The 14,751-nt window shown below is 53.3% G+C and carries 13 protein-coding genes and 2 other annotated features (1 of these 15 cut by a window edge); of the genes, 9 read left to right on the forward strand and 4 right to left on the reverse strand.

What is annotated here, in order from left to right; translation table 11 throughout:
* Positions 1 to 13: 13 nt before the first annotated feature.
* From KNO58_RS12735 to KNO58_RS12745, 3 genes are all read left to right on the forward strand, one after another.
* Complete coding sequence (locus KNO58_RS12735; protein ID WP_214754448.1) at positions 14 to 1,309, forward strand: DUF2252 domain-containing protein; 1,296 nt, start codon at positions 14 to 16, stop codon at positions 1,307 to 1,309.
* Positions 1,310 to 1,379: 70 nt separating this feature from the next.
* The gene (locus tag KNO58_RS12740) at positions 1,380 to 1,652 is read left to right on the forward strand and encodes a DUF5327 family protein (RefSeq protein ID WP_214754450.1); all 273 of its coding nucleotides are present in this window, start codon (positions 1,380 to 1,382) and stop codon (positions 1,650 to 1,652) included.
* A 107-nt stretch (positions 1,653 to 1,759) separates the two neighbouring features.
* On the forward strand, positions 1,760 to 2,128 hold the full coding sequence (locus tag KNO58_RS12745; RefSeq protein ID WP_214754452.1) for a rhodanese-like domain-containing protein: 369 nt from the start codon (positions 1,760 to 1,762) through the stop codon (positions 2,126 to 2,128).
* Between the two features lie 59 nt (positions 2,129 to 2,187).
* Here the strand turns inward: KNO58_RS12745 and KNO58_RS12750 are convergent, their stop codons facing one another.
* Positions 2,188 to 3,516, reverse strand: coding sequence for an alkaline phosphatase (locus tag KNO58_RS12750; protein WP_251026242.1), 1,329 nt, complete (start codon positions 3,514 to 3,516; stop codon positions 2,188 to 2,190).
* A gap of 205 nt (positions 3,517 to 3,721) precedes the next feature.
* Between KNO58_RS12750 and KNO58_RS12755 the strand changes: the two genes are divergently transcribed.
* On the forward strand, positions 3,722 to 4,354 hold the full coding sequence (locus KNO58_RS12755) for an HAD family hydrolase (RefSeq protein WP_214754453.1): 633 nt from the start codon (positions 3,722 to 3,724) through the stop codon (positions 4,352 to 4,354).
* A 39-nt stretch (positions 4,355 to 4,393) separates the two neighbouring features.
* On the opposite strand, the gene KNO58_RS12760 is transcribed toward KNO58_RS12755, so the two are convergent.
* Positions 4,394 to 5,806: an NAD-dependent succinate-semialdehyde dehydrogenase gene (locus KNO58_RS12760; protein WP_214754455.1), complete on the reverse strand. Its 1,413-nt coding sequence runs from the start codon at positions 5,804 to 5,806 to the stop codon at positions 4,394 to 4,396.
* A gap of 86 nt (positions 5,807 to 5,892) precedes the next feature.
* Here KNO58_RS12760 and KNO58_RS12765 point away from each other — a divergent pair, with 86 nt between their 5' ends.
* Both KNO58_RS12765 and KNO58_RS12770 read left to right on the forward strand, forming a co-directional pair.
* Positions 5,893 to 6,408: a glycerol-3-phosphate acyltransferase gene (locus tag KNO58_RS12765; RefSeq protein ID WP_214754457.1), complete on the forward strand. Its 516-nt coding sequence runs from the start codon at positions 5,893 to 5,895 to the stop codon at positions 6,406 to 6,408.
* Positions 6,401 to 7,990, forward strand: a complete 1,590-nt coding sequence (locus tag KNO58_RS12770) for a GNAT family N-acetyltransferase (RefSeq protein ID WP_214754459.1) — start codon at positions 6,401 to 6,403, stop codon at positions 7,988 to 7,990. Before KNO58_RS12765 ends, KNO58_RS12770 begins: the two co-directional genes overlap by 8 nt.
* On the opposite strand, the gene KNO58_RS12775 is transcribed toward KNO58_RS12770, so the two are convergent.
* Positions 7,929 to 9,566 carry an ABC1 kinase family protein gene (locus tag KNO58_RS12775; RefSeq protein WP_214754461.1) on the reverse strand — a complete coding sequence of 546 codons (1,638 nt, stop codon included), beginning with the start codon at positions 9,564 to 9,566 and terminating at the stop codon, positions 7,929 to 7,931. The genes KNO58_RS12770 and KNO58_RS12775 overlap by 62 nt on opposite strands.
* Before the next feature lie 93 nt (positions 9,567 to 9,659).
* Between KNO58_RS12775 and KNO58_RS12780 the strand changes: the two genes are divergently transcribed.
* The 3 genes from KNO58_RS12780 (at position 9,660) to KNO58_RS12790 (ending at position 12,638) form a co-directional block, all read left to right on the forward strand.
* Complete coding sequence (locus KNO58_RS12780) at positions 9,660 to 10,265, forward strand: trimeric intracellular cation channel family protein (protein ID WP_128123600.1); 606 nt, start codon at positions 9,660 to 9,662, stop codon at positions 10,263 to 10,265.
* 13 nt (positions 10,266 to 10,278) lie between these two features.
* Positions 10,279 to 10,644 carry a DUF423 domain-containing protein gene (locus tag KNO58_RS12785; protein WP_214754463.1) on the forward strand — a complete coding sequence of 122 codons (366 nt, stop codon included), beginning with the start codon at positions 10,279 to 10,281 and terminating at the stop codon, positions 10,642 to 10,644.
* 458 nt (positions 10,645 to 11,102) lie between these two features.
* Positions 11,103 to 12,638, forward strand: a complete 1,536-nt coding sequence (locus KNO58_RS12790) for a murein hydrolase activator EnvC family protein (protein ID WP_214754465.1) — start codon at positions 11,103 to 11,105, stop codon at positions 12,636 to 12,638.
* 95 nt (positions 12,639 to 12,733) lie between these two features.
* Here the strand turns inward: KNO58_RS12790 and KNO58_RS12795 are convergent, their stop codons facing one another.
* Positions 12,734 to 14,095, reverse strand: coding sequence for an amino acid permease (locus tag KNO58_RS12795; RefSeq protein ID WP_214754467.1), 1,362 nt, complete (start codon positions 14,093 to 14,095; stop codon positions 12,734 to 12,736).
* 196 nt (positions 14,096 to 14,291) lie between these two features.
* Positions 14,292 to 14,521, forward strand: a binding site (T-box leader).
* A 50-nt stretch (positions 14,522 to 14,571) separates the two neighbouring features.
* Positions 14,572 to 14,751, forward strand: a binding site (T-box leader); it runs 45 nt beyond the window's last position.

The following is a 14,751-nucleotide window of genomic DNA, read 5'->3' on the forward strand; positions in this document are numbered from 1 at the left end:
AGGGGAGAAGGCCATGTTCACATCCGTCAAACAACAAATCCGTCGTGAGACGCTCGCGACCGTCTTGGATTATTACGACAAATCGATTCGGAATCTATCGGAAGCCGCCAGAGATGAGAAGTATAACAAGATGAGCGCGACGCCGTTCTCGTTCTTCCGCGGGAGTTCGCACTTGTTCTATTATGATTTCGCGAAAGTGCCACTCGCGTTCGATACGGATGCGTCCCATCCGACGTTCATTCAAGGCGATCTCCATTTTGAGAATTTTGGTGTGTTCGAGGATGGCGCCGGGACGATCATTTACGATGTGAACGATTTTGATGAGGCGTATCTCGGCTCGTATTTGTTTGATGTGCTGCGCATGGCCATCTCGGTCGACTTGTTTGCCGCTGAGTCAGGTTTTGACGCGACCGGGGCCATCGAGACGTATGCCGACACGTATGCACGCGCAATCGAGCGCTACGCGAACGGGAAAGACGAGGACGTCCAGTTCACGAAAGCGAACACGTGCAAAGCCATCAAGAAAGTGATTAAGAAGGCAGAGAAGAAGAAAGACGCGTTCATGGCCGAGCGGACGGAAGTGCGGGACGAGGAGCGCTATTTTGCAACGAGCGACGACCTCGTTCCGGTCAGTCCGAAGACGGCGAAACAAATCAAGCAGGCGTGGCCGGATTATCTGTCGTCGTTATCGGAGAAGCATCACCACCACGCCGACCATTACGAGATTAAAGATATCGCCATCAAGCGCGAGAGCGGCACCGCCTCAATCGGACTCGAACGCTATTATATTTTGATTGAAGGCGCGGACGCCGAGCACGATGAGGACCTCATCCTCGAGATGAAACAAGCCCAATCGGCCGTCCCGTCGCTCTTCCTACCGACGCACCCATTGTTCGAGGACGGATTGTCCCATCAAGGGGCCCGCGTCATCGCGGCCCAACGCGCCATGGTCCATAGTCGTGACCCGTATCTCGGCTATTTGACGATTGACGGGAATGAGTATTACGTCCGCCAACGGTCACCGTACAAGCGGAAAGTGAAGGCGAAGCACATCAAGAATGAGGAATCGCTCATCGAGACGTTGAAAGTGCAGGCGGAAATTACCGCCAAAATCCATGCCCGGGCGGACGCCGATGCGAACGTGCTCGATTATGAGGCGAGTGAACGCATCGCGGCAGCCATCGGCGTGTCGCGACCGCTATTCATCCGTCAAATCACGAGGTGGTCTCAATTTTACGCCAATCAAGTCCGGTTTGATTTTGAAGCGTTCCAGACATGGCTCACGACGCGCTCGGAGACTCACGTCTAAAACGAGCATCGGACTTGCGGCCAGCCCCTCGTTTGCCTCAGAATGGAACGGTAAAGGATGTGTGCGAGATATGATTACGGAACAACAGGTCATCCTGCAGATGAAGCAAGTGATGACGCAAATCGAACAGTCGAGCGGAGAGACCCAGAAGCGCCATTTGGCCAAACTGATGGGGTATTGCGAGCTACTGCTCGCCGATTCGGCACCGATACAGCCTGCCATGGCTCCCGTTGCCCAACCGACCGAGTCGAAGCCGCCGCTCGATCGTCAAATGGCGGCGTTCCTCGGAATCCCACTTGAAGAAGAGGACAAACCCAAAACCGATTCATTGCTCGACTTTTAAGCTGTGCCCCCGAGGCACAGCTTTTTTTTGTGAGACGTCCGCGTTGACTTATATACCATAGGGGGTATAATGAGGTTAGTTAAACTAAAGCTAACGGAGGCGTGATTATGCTTGATTTCTTGTTTGTCGCAGTCGTGATCGGATTGATTTATTTTTGGTGGACGAAGCGGAACGGCACGAAAACAGTCTCGACGGATGAGTTGAAACGAAAGATTGCCGAAGAGCGGAACATTCAATTGCTCGACGTGCGGGAACCGCATGAATACAAGGGCGGACATATCAAACAAGCGAAGAACGTGCCTTTGTCAGGATTCGGCAATGCGAGCGCGCAGTATCCGAAAGATAAACAACGTCCGGTCTATGTCATCTGTCAGAGCGGGATGCGAAGCCAACGAGCCGCTGCCATGTTGAAGAGTGCAGGTTATACGGACGTCTATTCGGTCAAAGGCGGTATGAATTTCTGGCGTGAATCATGAGAACAGCTCTAGCTGAACAATGTGTTCAACTAGAGCTGTTTTTTTGGTACGCATCTACATCATTTCAGTTTAAGAGCCTGCATAATTTGCTTCGGCACGTCCGTGTTATCCAGAACGCCAGTGAAGCGATCGTGCTGAGGACCATAGGCATACAGTGGGACGTCCACACCCGTGTGTTGTGATGTCGTCCAACCAACGTAAGCGCGTTTGCTAATGATTTCATTCAGTACGAGCGCACGTTTCGACGGTTCGGCCGCTTGGATTGCTTTCACTTCTGCTTCCGTCAGCGTGAGTGACGTATATCGTTCGACGACGTCCCGAACATTCGTCAGCGACTCATCAAACGAATCGACCATGAAATCGCCCGTCGCCGTGACCGAACGAAGCACTTCTGGTTTGGCCACGTACTCATTATAGCCGCCGACCGACATGCCTCCCGTATCGTGATCGCCTGCGACGACGACAAGTGTCTGTTTGTCCTTCATGGCGAATTGGATGGCTTCTTGGAAAGCGTCATGGAACGCTTCAGAATCTTTCATCGCCCAAGCGGCATCGTGGGCATGACCGGCCCAGTCGATTTGACTGCCTTCGACCATTAGGAAGAAGCCATCTTTGTCTTGGTTGAGTGAGGTTAAAGCGGCCGTGGTCATCTCGGCAAGGCTCGGCTCCTCGGTCATCTCACGGTCAAGTTCTGGTGCCATCGCCTCTGGTGCGAACAGACCGAGCAACTTCGAAGCGTTCGCGGTTTCAAGCTCGTCTGCATTCGTTGCATACGTATACCCAGCTGCCTTCGCTCGAGCAATCAAATCTTCTTTTTGCAAGCCGCCGTCTTGTTCAGTAGTGAAATAGTTTTGACCGCCACCGAGCAAGACGTCCACCTCGAGCTCATCCATATATTGTTTGGCAATTTCGGCCTCGCTCGCGCGCGACGCGACGTGTGAGGCGAAAACGGCCGGTGTCGCATGGGTGATGGTTGACGTAGCGACGAGTCCGGTCGCTTTTCCGGTCTGATTCGCTTTTTCGAGCACTGATGTCAGCTCCTTGCCGTTCGGGTCCATGCTGATTGTGCCGTTGTTCGTCTTCACGCCGGTCGCCATCGCCGTCCCGGCTGCCGCCGAATCGGTCACTTTCGAGTTCGCGGAATACGTCCGCATCATCCCGGTCAAATGTTGATCGAGTGTGGTCTCTTCTTCGTCTGCATACCATCGATAGTTGGTGGCGTACGATGCGGAGTATCCGTCCGGAATCATAAAAATCACATTTTTCACTTGCTTCTGGTTATGTTTGGCGTTCGCGCCAGCCTCTTGTTGAATCCCACTTCCACTGACGACCGCGCCTGCCATCAAGCCTAGAGCGAGCGTCCCAATCATCCATTTTTGGTTGTTCATTTGTCTTCCTCCTGCATATGTAATCACTACAGTCCTCACTATAAAAAACAAATGTAATTGTTCCATTTCCCTTTTTTTTAGAATACGTAAAAAAAGATAGGACCACTTGTAAGCACCAGACTTTATGCCTAGTGACGTTTCCGCTTTCGGTTTTCAGGGGATTCTGCTACGGTAGGGACATAGGAAAGAGAGAGGGGACCAGACAATGGCAGTCATTTTATTTGATATCGATGGGACGCTCGTCGACACGACCGGGCCGATGACGCAAGCGATTCACGAGGCGTTGGAGCAACTTCCACATTTACCGAAACCGAGTGAGGATGCGGTCCGTTCCGGTTACGGGTTGGCCGGCAACGCGTTCTGGGAACATGTCATCCCGGAAGCGACGATTGAAGAGATTCGCCAAATCCGCAAGCTGCGCCATGAGACGCTCGAGCGGGCGATGGAAGGGCAGCACGTCTTGTTCGATGGCATCTACGAGATGCTCGAGACACTCCATACAAAAGGACATACATTGACGACGGCGAGCAACTGCGGCGTCCATTACTTGAACTTGATGCTCGATTCACAAAACATTCGCCAGTTCATGACGGCGCCGGAATGCCTCGAATCCGTGAGCGGCGAGAAGAAAGCCGACATTTTGACGGCACATCGTCTCCGTCACGGAGAGAACGACTACGTCATGGTCGGGGACCGGAAATCGGACGTCGAAGCGGCGCGGGCCCATGACTTCCCGGTCGTCTTGACCGGTTTTGGCTTCGGCAACGACGACGAGTGGGCGCTCGCGGATCATGTGATTGCGACGCCGAACGACTTGATCACGTATATCGAATCATGAAAAATCCCGGTGAACCTTTATGGTTCAACCGGGATTTTTTTAGAGCCCGAGCGAGATGTATTTTACTTCTAAAAACTCTTCGATGCCGTGGTGGCCGCCTTCGCGACCGAGACCGCTCTGCTTCCATCCGCCGAACGGGGCTTGCGGTGTTGACGGGAGACCGTCATTGACGCCGACGATGCCATATTCGAGCGCTTCGGCCAAATAGAGGGCCTCATTGATGTCTTGCGTGAACACATAGGCGGCGAGACCGAACGGGGTCGCGTTCGCCCGCTCAATCACTTCCTCAAGCGTATCGAACGACGCAATCGGGGCGACTGGGCCGAACGTCTCCTCGTTCATACATAGCATATCCTCATTCGCATAGCGGACGACGGCCGGTCGGACGAACAATCCGTCGAGCTGTTCGCCACCCGTGATTTCCCCGCCGCGGATTTGGGCGTCTTCTAAGTGTTTCATCACTTTCTCGACCGCGGCCTCGTCGATGAGCGGGCCGATATCCGTCCCTTCATCGAGTCCGTTCCCGACCTCGAGCGCCGTGACAGCTTCAATGAATTTCTCAGAGAACGCATCGACGATGGATTGCTCGACATATATCCGGTTGGCGCAGACGCACGTCTGTCCCCCGTTACGGAATTTCGTGGCGACAGCCTGAGGCACAGCCTTGTCGAGGTCTGCCTGTGCCGTGACGATGAGCGGGGCGTGACCGCCGAGCTCGAGTGAGATTTTCTTCATCGTATCGGCGGCACCGCGCATGAGCGTCTTGCCGACCTCGGTCGAACCGGTGAACGTCAGCTTGCGGACACGAGGATCGTGTTGCCACGCATTCACGATGTCAGACGCTTTCCCGGTGACGAGATTGATGACACCGGGTGGGAAACCGGCTTTCTCCGCCAGCTTGACGAGTTCGATGGCCGTCAGTGGTGTCGCCGATGCCGGTTTCAGGACGACGGTGCAGCCCGCGGCCAGAGCCGGTGCGAGCTTCCGGGTGATCATCGCGGCCGGAAAATTCCATGGGGTGATGGCAGCGACGACGCCGACCGGTTGTTTAATGGCGAAGATGCGTTTCTTGCTTGACGAGGCCGGGATGGTCTCGCCATACACGCGTCTTCCCTCGGCGGCATACCATTCGATGAAGCCGTTCGCATAGCGGACCTCGCCGATGGCTTCTTGTAGCGGCTTGCCTTGCTCTTCGACCATCGTCCGGGCGATGGCTTCCGTATGTTCATCGATCAGGCGGTTCCATTCGAGCAGGAGGGAGCCGCGCTCTTCGGCCGTCTTCTCTTGCCAATCCTTCAAGGCGTCGTGCGCGGCATCGACAGCCTGCTTTGCTTCGGCCGTGTCGCTCTTTGTCACCGTGGCCATGATGTTTCCGGTGGCAGGGTTGCGCACCTCAATCGTGTCCGATGTATCAATCCATTCTCCATTGATGAAATTGTTCTCCACTCGCATCTTGATTTCCCCTTTCGTCTAGGTGCACATTAAGAAGGTACCCGTTTTCAAAAATCATACACAATTTTACAAAGGGAGGGGTCGCTATGTGGGTCATCATCTTGGGCTATGTCGTCGGTAGCATTCTGGGCGGGCGCTTATACGGCATGTGGAGTGGACAACACTTGGCAACGACCGGATCGGGAAACACCGGTGCCCGCAATGCGCTGCGGATGGGCGGGAAGCAAGCTTTCTTGTTCGTTTACGGATTCGATGTCTTGAAGACGGTACTCGTGTTGTCGATGGGCGGTCCATACTTTTTTGAGACTGGGCTCGCCTTGACACTCGGTCACATTTATCCGATTTGGCATATTCGCTCCGGGGGGAAGGGGTATGCCGTGTTTTCTGGAATTATATTAGCGTACAGCCCGCTCTGGTTTATCGGGGGACTGCTGCTGTTGCTGCTTCTCATCAAACTGACGGGTAACTCGCGCGAGACGGGGCTCGTCATGCTCGTGCTCCTGCCGCTTGCGGCGTGGGGGGACGCAACAGATGTCGGATTGGCCAGTTTGACGATGCTACTTATCGTGTATCACCACATAAGGGGGAACCAACGTGCTTGAATTTCGAAGAGCGACGCCGGGAGATGCCCTGGCGATTCACCGACTGAACTATGAGACGTTCGTCGAAGAGATCCCGCAACACCATCCGAACGCGGAACGGCTTCTCGTCGACCGCTTTCATGACACGAATACATATTGGGTTGGATTGGCGGATCGGCAGCTCGTCGCCATGTGTGCCATCCGGAACGAGCATCCGTTCTCGCTCGAACAAAAAGGCGTGACGCTGCCGCCGGGAGAATGGATTGAAGTCCGGCTCTTGGCCGTGACGCCCGCTTACCGGAATACGAGAACATTTGCCGGACTCATGCGAGCGATGCTCCTGGAAGCAACAGAGCGGGGCGTCGAAGGGGTTGTCATCAGTGGCACCGTGCGTGAACAGAAGTTGTATCGGCGGTTCGGGTTCATCCCGTTCGCACAACCGGTCGGGACGGCGGAGGCATTATACGTGCCGATGCAGTTGACCCGCTCCGCATTTATGCAGTCGGAGACCGCGCGGACGTTACATCCGAAACTCCTATTGGCCGGCCCCGTCGAACTGTCACCACAAGTGCGCGCTGCTTTGGGCAGTCAACCGGTATCGCATCGGTCGGCCGAAGCCAGTCGTTTGTTGCATTCCGTTCAGTCGAGACTGAGTGACCTTGTCAAGTTACCTCATGTTTACACACTGCTCGGGAGCGGCACGATTGCGAACGATGCTATCGCCGCACAGTTGACCGGACGGGGCGTGATCATCGACACAGGAGAGTTCGGACGGCGGCTGATTGACCATGCCAATCGAGCCGGGCTTAAATTTGATGTCGTCCCACTGTCGAGCGGGCGTCTTGACTTAAAGCAAATTGAACAGCATGCACCCGCTTGGATTTGGACGGTTCATTGCGAGACGTCGACAGGCAAGCTGGTCGATGTTGACCAGTTGCGTCAGTACGCGCAAACATATCCAACGAAGATTGCGATTGATGCCATCAGTGCAGTCGGGACAACGACGACCGATTATTCGTTCGCACATTTCGTGACGTTCGTCTCGGGGAAGGCGCTTCGAAATGCGCCGGGTCTAGCTTTCGTCGCGATGCGAGAGCGAGCCGTACCGAATCCGTCGATTCCACGTTATTTGGATTTGGCAGGGTACGACCCAATCGCGTTCACCCAATCGGTCCCGCTCATTCAAGCGATGGACGTCGCATTGCGCGAGCTGACAGACGAGGAGATTGCAACCCATCAATCAAAACTGGATGTGTTTGTGCGAGAACTTGTACGCCACGGTGTACCGGTTGAACTGAGGGACGACCAATCCCCGGGCATTTTTTCATTCACGTTACCAGCTATCTTATCTTCGGTGGAGCTTGGTCGTCAGCTAGGATTCTATGGCTATCAAGTTCAGTATGAGAGCGTTTATTTGCGGCGCGCGAACTGTCTCCAAGTCTCGACGATGGGATGGACGACCGACCGAGATTTACAGCAAGTCGCTGCTTATATCGGGACGTGGCTCCAGAAAAAAACCGCCGCTCCAGAGAGTGACGGGTTCAGACGCGGAAATCTTGGCGGGCCAAATGACGAATCTTTCGACCGAGGCGTCTTGAGTTGAAATATGCCAATACGGAGACGACGCCACCCGACCAGAACAACCATTCATCCGGTCGGAGATAGCCGAGCAATCCGACAATCAAGCCGAGGATAATCAGGCCGGCGTTGAACGTCTGCCGATGGAGCAGTTCTTTCGATTCGAGTTCACGTTGGAACATCGCCTGTTCGGACAGACGTTTACGGGTCGGTTCTTTCAAATAGTTGTCGAGGAGCGGCGGGACGTTCAGCAACTTCTTGCCGTAATTGAGCGCTGTCATGACGTAACGGTTTTGAATCGTCGTGCCATCGGCCTCGAGCCATTGGATGACAATCGGTTTGCCGAGCGTGAATAAATCGATTTTCGAGTCGAGGATTTGTAAAATCCCGAGCAACGTCGAGGCGGCCCGACCGAAGAACGCGAACTCGGCCGGTAATTGAATCGGCTCGTTCTTGACGAGCAACTGGATGTCTTGCAACACTTTTTCAATCAACTTCGTGTCGACCGTATCGATGTCGGTCTCTAAATAGAACGTGACCGCTTTCTCGAGCGCCTGACGGATGTTGTGTTTGTTCGCCGTCGGCAACAAGAAGCGCAAGTCTTCGAGGCCGTCGACGACCCCGTCATAGTCGAGTGAGATGAACGCCTGCAGGATTTTACGGATGGTCGCCATGTCTTGCGGTGTCGTCGAGCCGACCATCCCGAAGTCGAGCAGGATGATGGTGCCATCGGCCCGGATTTGTACGTTCCCCGGGTGCGGATCGGCGTGGAACTTCCCTCCGAACAGTAGCTGTTCGGCTGCCATCGTGAACAGGCGTTCCGCGAGGGCAGAGCGATCGATGTTATTCTCTTTTAAGAACGCGAGGTCGGTGATGCGGCGGGCATCGACCCAATCCATCGTCAACACCCGGTTCGAACAAAGATGGTCGTAATAGTCCGGTATGTAGACGTCCGGATTTTCGGCATACTTCGCTTTGAAATAGAGGGCGTTCTTCAATTCGGTTTGGAAATTCAATTCATCCCCGATGACAAAAATCATTTGGCGATATAAGCTATCTAAGTCGGTCGATTTTGCCAGTGAGGTCCGCTTGAGCATCGTCGTCACGATTCGCATCGCTTTGAAGTCGGTCCGAATGATTTTTTCGATATCCGGACGCTGGATTTTCAGAGCGACGCGCTTCCCGTTTTCAAGCAGGGTTGCACCGTATACTTCGCCGATTGAGGCGGAGGCGACGGCATCGATGCCGACATCTTTTACGATTTGTGTGTACGGGACGCCCCATTCCGCCTCCAAGATGGCACGAGATTTGTCCCATCCCGAAGTCGGGACGCGGTCGACAAGCTCTGACAACTCGTTCAAGACGGAAGTCGGCAACAAGTCGGCTCGAATCGATAGGAATTGACCGAGCTTGATTAACAGTCCTTCGAGTCGGAGCGCGTTCCGCTTATACTCGCGGGCGAGATTCAACATGAGCGTCTCGTATTCCTCGGTCGAGGCGAGACCTTGCTGCTGTTTGCGTGAGAAGGCGTAAATTTTAATGATGAATCGGGCGAACATTGTGACGATAATCCATATGCGGAACAAGGCGATTCGTTTCATAAAGTACCGACATCCTTTACAAGCAGTCGCTCGACTGGTCTGATTTTTTGTACCTTAACTTTACCACAGAATGCTTTCAAGAAAGGGCAAGGGATGTTTATGGAGTGGGAATTACTTAACGTCGTCGGGACAATCGCGTTCGCGGCGAGCGGCGCCATCATCGCGATGGACGAGAAATACGATATTTTTGGGGTATGGCTGCTCGCCTTTACGACAGCCTTCGGCGGCGGAGCAATCCGAAACGTCTTGCTCGGCAACCCCGTCAGCTTGATTTGGCAACAAAACGATCTCTTCATCCTTTGTTTTCTTGTCGCGTTGCTCATCTTCCTGCTGCCGAGCGTCGTCTTGCCCCATTGGGAACGCTGGGGCGTCATCGTCGATGCCATCGGGCTCGTCGCCTTCGCATTTCAAGGCGCACAAGTCGCCATCAAGCTCGATTTACCATTATCGGCAGCGATTGCGGCTGCCGTCTTGACGGGTGTCGGTGGCGGGGTCGTCCGTGATTTGTTGGCCGGTCGCAAGCCGCTCGTCTTACAATCGGAAGTGTATGCGATTTGGGCCATCATCATCGCGGTCGTCACGTATTATTTCCGGCTCGAAGGTGGGCTTGCGGTGTATGCGCTATTAATTGTCGTGGCGACGCTTCGAGTGATATCCTACTATCGAAAGTGGAATTTACCTGCACGCAAAGTGCGATAAGGGGGAAACTAGTATGAAAGTATTGCTCATCATCGGCGCTGCCTTGATGGCACTCGGCGTCGCGTTCGGTGCGTTCGGGGCCCACGCCTTGAAAGAACGTCTGACACCGAACATGCTCGCGAACTGGCAGACAGGCGTGCTCTACCATATGATTCATGCCATCGGGATTATCGCTTTGGCGAGCATCTTGATGAAAGTGAGCATCAGCCAGTTCAGCACGGCAGGTTGGCTCATGTTCGCCGGCATCCTCTTCTTCTCGGGCAGCCTGTACGTGATGGCGCTGACCGGAATCACGAAGCTCGGAGCGGTCACACCGATTGGTGGCGTCTTGTTTATCGCAGCCTGGGTGTTCGTCATCCTCGGGGCGCTCAAACTGTAATCAAACGTTAACGCCTGATTAACAGTCCTTATGTATCATTCAAAGTGTGAGACCCCTTGTCTCCACACCAACGAACAATTGGCCCGTTTAGCCTTCTCGCCCAAAGCTGGAGACTAAACAGGCCCTTTTTACGTTTTTTGGGAATGGGTAGACTTAGAAAAATAACTGGATTATACTTTTTTAATATAAGGTCAATAATTTCCTATTTTCATCTATTGTTACAACAATGTTTCGAGAAAAGAAAAGTGAAAAAATGTTGAAATATAAAGGGGTGGGAAGCCATATAAGGTTTCCCACCCCTTCGTCGTAATAAAAGTGAAATATAACTTTAACAGGAAAACATTCGACTCTTCGATATAATTAGTCGTGTTGAAACTAAAAAAATAATCGTTCTTGTTACATAGCAAAACGACTGACCTTTAAATAGTATGTAACCCCGACCCCCGTCAATAGAAAGGATGTCCCCATTGATTAATTGGAAACGCACCGTCTCGACACTCACGCTTAGCGCGCTTCTTCTTGGGACGCACTCGGTGGCTGATGCCTCGACGTCAATCAAGGAGAAACAAGAACAGCAGAAGAAAGTGCAAGAGCAACGGAATAACGTCAAACAGAACCAATCGAATACGTCTTCGAAAATTAAGCAAAATAAGAACGAGATCTCGAAAGTTCAAGCAGAAGTCAACAAGATGGATGCTCAACTTCAAGACATCATTAACGATGTCGCGGCGAAACGCCAAGAAATCAAGCGCACCGAGTTGAAAATCGAAGACCTCGAGAAAGATATTAAAGGCTATGAGAAGAAGATGAAGGCTCAAGAAGCGATGATGAAAGAGCGTATGGCCACGATGCAAACAAATGGCGGCGGCTCAATCAACTGGGCTGAGTTCATCTTCGGTTCGAAAAACTTCTCGGACTTGATCACACGGATGATCACAGCCGGAACGATTCAACGAAGCGACCAAGAATTGTTTGAAGATTACGAAGCGACGCGTCAATCGTTACAAGAAGCACAAGCGTCATTGAAAGAAGAGCGCACATCGCTCTTGAAGCAACAAAAAGCGCTAGAAGTGCGTCAAGCTCAACTCGAGAAGACGATGAAACAGCGTGAAGCTCGCATTAAACAGCTCAAAGACAAAAACATCGAATTCGAATCGCAAATCTTTGACCTCCAAGAAATCGAAGCAACGTTAATCGCGCAAGAAGAAGCGATTGCGGCTGAGATTGAAGCGCAACGTCGTGAGGAAGAAGAAGCGCGTCGTCGTGCTGAAGAGGCGGCTCGTCAAGAAGCGGCCCGTAAGGCTGAAGAAGCTCGTCAAGCAGAAGCGGCGCAAGCAGCTGCAGCGGCACGTCAAGCAGAAGAAGCAAGAGCGGCAGCAGCTAAAGCCGAAGCAGAACGAGCGGCAGCTCAAAAACAGCAGAACAATAACAATAATACCCAGTCATCTGCATCTTCAAACCAGACGACACAAAATAGTACACCGGCACCGAAACCGGCTGCGCCAGCACCAAAACCGGCACCAGCCCCGGCGCCTAAGCCAGCACCGACGGCACCGACGACGTCAGCTCCGGCACCTTCAGGCGCGATGTTCATTCAACCGACAACAGGACGTTTCTCACAAGGTTGGGGACCGGCAAGCGGTCAATTCGGCTACACGTTCCATAACGGTGTCGATATCGCCGGACCTGTCGGGACGCCAATCCGTGCCTCGGCAACGGGAACGGTCATCCGTGCAGGCTGGGGTGGCGCATACGGGAATCACGTCATGATCGCCCACGTCATCAATGGTCAAGTTTGGACGACGGTCTATGCGCACTTGAACTCGGTCTCAGTGAGCGCCGGTCAACGTGTGACCCAAGGTTCGAACATTGGCGGACTCGGGAATACGGGCAACTCGTCAGGCCCACACCTTCACTTCGAGATTCACCAAGGTAGCTATTCATACTCAGGAACGAGCGCGGGCAGCACAGTCAACCCACGTCAGTTCTTCTGATGTTCAACGAGGACCCGTCAATCGTGACAGGTCCTCGTTTTGTGTCCCACCAAAACCAAAAATAAGCGCCTATCCGTTGCGGACAGGCGCTTGTTTCAGTTGGCTTGTTCGATGTCGTCTGATTGATCCTTTGCTTTGCGGAACCGCTCACGAACGAGATAGATAACGGTCAGTCCGACCAACCATGGAATCCCGAACTTGAGCAAAATATTGAAGTCGGTGAACCATGTCGTGATCATCAGGCTGAGCAACAGTCCGGCACCGAGTAACGGTAGGAACGGATACCCGATCATGCGGACCGGTAACTTGCGTCCTGTCCATTTCTTGCGGAAGAACAGATGCGAGACGAATACCATGAACCATGTGAAGATGGCTCCGAACATCGAGATGCCCATCAAGAACGGATACGATGTTTCCATGAACACTTGAAGCAGTGCCGCGAGAATGATCCCGCCTGTTGAGACGAGCAAGGCAGGCATTGGAATCCCGCTAGCGCTGACTTTCTTAAAGAGTCGTGGAGCATCACCGGCCTCAGCGAGTGAATACATCATTCGCGTCGACGCGTAGAGCTGGGCGTTCATCGCCGACAAGGCAGCAATCAAGATGACGAAGTTCAAAATGCCAGCAGCGCCAGGCACGTCAAACTGTTGCATGACGAGAACGAACGGGCTTTGATCGATGCCCGCTTGCTGCCATGGGATGAGCATGAGCATGATGGCGATTGTGACGAGATAAAAGAATGTCAACCGGAACACCGTCGCTCGCAACGCTTTCGGTACGGCGCGGTCCGGGTCTTTCGCTTCGCCGGCTGTGACGGCGACAAGCTCGGTCCCGAGGAAACTGAAGAGCGAGATGAAAATCGTCACCCACATCCCGTAGAATCCGAAGGCGAAGAAGCCTTCATTCCCGGTCGTAATCGATTCAATTGGTGAACCGGGTTCGCCGAACAAAGTGGCGGCCCCGAGGACGATGAAGAGAATGATTGCCGTCACTTTGATGAACGATAACCAGTACTCGGTCGTCCCGAACGTATGGACGTGACGGGCGTTGACGTAGATGAGCAACCCGCCGAATACGGCGACCCAGACGAATCCGTTCACGTCGGGGAACCAGTACCGCATATAGATGGCGATCGCGCTCACTTCGACGCCGATGGCGAGGACGTTGGCGACCCAGTACGAGTAGCGGACCAAAAATCCAGCGAGCGGATGGACATAGCGTTCGGCGATCGTGCCGAACGAGCCAGAGGTCGGATGGGCGACGGTCATCTCAGCGAGACAGCCCATCAATAACAGGACGATGAACGCCCCGATGGCGTAACTGACGAGCACACTCGGTCCTGCCGTTTGGATGGCGAGCCCGCTTCCGAGGAAGAGGCCCGTCCCGATGGCGCTACCGAGCGAAATCATCGTCAACTGCCGTGTGGACAGTTCACGTTTTAATTTGCTAGTTTCCAAAGTTAATTCTCCTTTAGTTGAGTGAAGTGTTGTTGGGGACGACTATAGCAGACAAAAAAATCAAGTGTCAACTCACGAAATCGTAAAAGACGGCATCGATTCGGTCGCACCTATAGAAGCAAAGTTTTTTTTGCACGCTTTTGTTTGACAGGAGGGAATCTGCCCTGTATAGTACGAGTTAACTTAATTGAAACGAATAAAGGCGTCGACGAAGAGAAGTAACGACGGTCCCCGCATGACAGAGAGCTGATGGTTGGTGCGAATCAGTATGTGGGACGTCGCGAATGGACTTCCGAGCTCTAAACCGAAACTTCTAGTAGGCTTTAGCGGGTCACCCACCGTTACCATGGGAAAGCGGATGTTTGTCCGTGAAGTGGGTTCTACGGAACCAACGAAGGTGGCACCACGGGGTTACTCGTCCTTCTCATAGCGCAAGCTATGAGTCGGGCGGGTAACCCTTTTTCGTTTCAACACATCAAAAATCAGTGATTGAGAAGAGTAGCGTGAACAAGTCTCGTTCAGAGAGCCGGGGGTGGTGGGATCCCGGCCGAGGCCGTCACGTGAATGGGCTCATGAGAGCATGGCTGAATCAAGTAGGCTGTGACGGTTTCCTCCGTTATCGGGATACGATGTGATAGCATCGGAAAGTGGGATCA

Source organism: Exiguobacterium sp. J17977 (assembly GCF_018616375.1).
Lineage (GTDB): Bacteria > Bacillota > Bacilli > Exiguobacteriales > Exiguobacteriaceae > Exiguobacterium > Exiguobacterium mexicanum.

Excerpts from the sequence above, each read along its gene's own strand:
- KNO58_RS12735 (WP_214754448.1), top strand. The coding sequence starts at position 14 with ATGTTCACATCCGTCAAACAACAAATCCGTCGTGAGACGCTCGCGACC.
- KNO58_RS12740 (WP_214754450.1), top strand. The coding sequence starts at position 1,380 with ATGATTACGGAACAACAGGTCATCCTGCAGATGAAGCAAGTGATGACG.
- KNO58_RS12785 (WP_214754463.1), top strand. The coding sequence starts at position 10,279 with ATGAAAGTATTGCTCATCATCGGCGCTGCCTTGATGGCACTCGGCGTC.
- KNO58_RS12765 (WP_214754457.1), top strand. The coding sequence starts at position 5,893 with ATGTGGGTCATCATCTTGGGCTATGTCGTCGGTAGCATTCTGGGCGGG.
- KNO58_RS12750 (WP_251026242.1), bottom strand. The coding sequence starts at position 3,516 with ATGAACAACCAAAAATGGATGATTGGGACGCTCGCTCTAGGCTTGATG.
- KNO58_RS12775 (WP_214754461.1), bottom strand. The coding sequence starts at position 9,566 with ATGAAACGAATCGCCTTGTTCCGCATATGGATTATCGTCACAATGTTC.
- KNO58_RS12780 (WP_128123600.1), top strand. The coding sequence starts at position 9,660 with ATGTTTATGGAGTGGGAATTACTTAACGTCGTCGGGACAATCGCGTTC.
- KNO58_RS12760 (WP_214754455.1), bottom strand. The coding sequence starts at position 5,806 with ATGCGAGTGGAGAACAATTTCATCAATGGAGAATGGATTGATACATCG.
- KNO58_RS12745 (WP_214754452.1), top strand. The coding sequence starts at position 1,760 with ATGCTTGATTTCTTGTTTGTCGCAGTCGTGATCGGATTGATTTATTTT.
- KNO58_RS12790 (WP_214754465.1), top strand. The coding sequence starts at position 11,103 with ATGTCCCCATTGATTAATTGGAAACGCACCGTCTCGACACTCACGCTT.
- KNO58_RS12755 (WP_214754453.1), top strand. The coding sequence starts at position 3,722 with ATGGCAGTCATTTTATTTGATATCGATGGGACGCTCGTCGACACGACC.